At 78.5% G+C, this 2,342-nt stretch carries 3 protein-coding genes; all 3 read left to right on the top strand.

The annotated features are described in order from the left end of the window. Positions 1-473: FliH/SctL family protein (locus IDM29_RS16330; RefSeq protein ID WP_223148428.1), on the top strand; the 473-nt coding region annotated here is incomplete at its 5' end. Continuing rightward, positions 470-1,783 carry a FliI/YscN family ATPase gene (locus IDM29_RS16325; RefSeq protein ID WP_182112596.1) on the top strand — a complete coding sequence of 438 codons (1,314 nt, stop codon included), beginning with the start codon at positions 470-472 and terminating at the stop codon, positions 1,781-1,783. The genes IDM29_RS16330 and IDM29_RS16325, both read left to right, overlap by 4 nt. After that, complete coding sequence (locus tag IDM29_RS16320) at positions 1,783-2,229, top strand: flagellar export protein FliJ (RefSeq protein ID WP_182112597.1); 447 nt, start codon at positions 1,783-1,785, stop codon at positions 2,227-2,229. Before IDM29_RS16325 ends, IDM29_RS16320 begins: the two co-directional genes overlap by 1 nt. Positions 2,230-2,342 lie beyond the last annotated feature (113 nt).

Below are 2,342 nucleotides of genomic sequence, written 5' to 3'. Positions count from 1 at the left end.
GGGCCGCCGAGGCGCAGGCCGGGCAGCGGGCGTCCCTCGCCGCGGCGGTCGCCGTGCTCGAGCGTGCCGCCGCCGCGGCCGAGGCGCGCACGGTCCCCGTCGTCGAGGAGGTCCGCCGCGGCGTCCAGGAGGCCGGCCTCGCGCTCGCCGAGGCCGTGCTGCGACGCGAGCTCACCCCCGGTCCGACGTCGGCCCGGGCCGTCCTCGAGCGCGCGCTCGCGGTCCCCGCCGGCGTGGACGTGCACACCGTGCGCCTGAACCCGGCCGACCTCGCGCACGTCCGGGCGCTGCTCGCCGAGGCCGGCACGGACCCGGCCGACGGCGTCCGCGTCCCCCAGGGCGTCCAACTGGTCGCGGACGCCGGCCTGGCGCCCGGCGACGCCGTGAGCGAGCACCCCACGGGCTTCCTCGACGCGCAGGTCGCCACCGCGCTGGCCCGGGCGCGCGAGGCGCTGCTCGGGGAGGACCTGTGACCGCCCTGCTGGCCGACGAGCGCTTCACCCGCGCCCTCGCCGCCGCCGCGCCGCAGCCGGTGGGGACCGTCGATGCCGTCGTCGGGCTCTCGGTCGACGTCGCCGGGCTGCGCGGCGCGGTCGGTGACCTGGTGCTGATCGACGACCGGATCGCGGCCGAGGTGGTCGCCGTGACGACCCGCGCGCTGCGCTGCATGCCGCTCGGTGCCGTCCACGGCCTGCGCACCGGCCTGCCCGTGCGCTCGACGGGCCGGCCCCTGACCGCGCCGACCGGACCCGCGCTCCTCGGGCGCGTGCTCGACGGCCTCGGCCGGCCGATCGACGGCCGTGGCCCCCTCGACGGCGCCCCCCGCACGAGCGTCAGCGGCAGCGCGCCCTCGGCCCTGGGCCGCGCGCGCGTCGACACCCCGCTCTCCCTCGGCGTGCGCGCGCTCGACACGCTCGTCACCGCGGGCCGCGGCCAGCGCCTCGGGCTGTTCGCCGGCTCCGGCGTGGGCAAGTCGAGCCTGCTCTCGATGATCGCGCGCGGGACCGAGGCGCAGGTCTCCGTCATCGCGCTCGTCGGTGAGCGCGGCCGCGAGGTGCGCGAGTTCCTCGAGGACGACCTCGGCCCCGAGGGCCTGGCGCGCAGCGTCGTCGTCGTCGCGACGTCCGACGAGCCGCCGCTGGTCCGGCTGCGCGCGGCGTTCGTCGCCACCCGGATCGCCGAGTCCTTCCGGGACGAGGGCGCCGACGTCGTCCTGATGATGGACTCGCTGACGCGCGTGGCGATGGCGCAGCGCGAGATCGGCCTGTCCGTCGGGGAGCCGCCCGCCACGCGCGGCTACCCGCCGTCGACCTTCTCGCTGCTCGCGCAGCTGCTCGAGCGCGCGGGCACCGCCGAGCGCGGCTCGGTGACGGGCATCTACACCGTCCTGGTCGACGGCGACGACCACAACGAGCCGATCGCGGACGCCGCGCGATCCATCCTCGACGGCCACGTCGTGCTGACGCGCGACCTCGCCGTGGCGGGCCACTTCCCGAGCGTCGACGTGCTCGGCTCCGTCTCGCGCGTGGCCGGCCGGGTGAGCACGCCCGAGCAGAAGGCCCTGGCCGCGCGCCTGCGCCAGGTCATGGCGGCGCGCCGTCGCGCGCAGGACCTGCTCGACGTCGGTGCCTACGCGGCCGGCTCCAACCCGCTGGTCGACGCGGCCGTCGCGAACGCCGACGCCATCGACGCCTTCCTGCGCCAGGGCATGGACGAGGCCGCCCCGGCCGGCGAGTCGTGGGAGCACCTGCGGCGCCTCGTCGGCCAGATGGGTGGCCTGTGATGGCCACCCCCTTCCGGCTGGCCGGCCTCCTGCGCCTGCGCGGCATGCAGGAGGAGCAGGCCGCCGCCGAGCTCGAGCGGGCCAACGCGTCACTGCGCGCGGCCGAGCGGCGTGAGCGCCGCTCCGCCCAGGCGCTCGCGGCGGCGGAGCTCCCCGAGCGGTCCGACGAGATCACCTGGCAGGCGGCGGTGGCGGCTCGGGCCGCGGCCAGCGGCCTGTTCACCGAGGCCGTGGCGGCGAGGGACGTCGTCGACTTCCGCGTGCGCCGGGCGACCGACGACTGGAGCGACGCCCGCGCCCGCGCGCTCATGATCCGCAAGCTCGCCGATCGCCACGAGGCCGTGGTCGCCGTCGAGGAGCTCCGTTCGGAGCAGCTCGCGCTCGACGAGGCGGCCCTGCGCCGCGCCGGCGCCGCGCCCGGACCCACGACCGAGGAGGACCGGTGACCGTCGTCGCCCCGCCCGCTGCCCCGCCCCGCCCGGCACGGCCCGAGCCCGAGCGCGCCGGGCGTCCCGACGCGGACCCGAAGGCGTTCGCGCGCACGCTGGACGCCGCCGAC

The organism is Actinotalea sp. JY-7885, from assembly GCF_014525465.1.
In the GTDB taxonomy this organism is placed as follows: Bacteria; Actinomycetota; Actinomycetes; order Actinomycetales; family Cellulomonadaceae; genus Actinotalea.
Note: the sequence above shows the minus strand (reverse complement) of the source record. Positions and strands in the feature narration are given on the sequence as shown.

What these genes read in the sequence shown, in the direction of transcription:
- IDM29_RS16320 (WP_182112597.1), top strand. Translation starts at nt 1,783, where the DNA reads ATGGCCACCCCCTTCCGGCTGGCCGGCCTCCTGCGCCTGCGCGGCATG.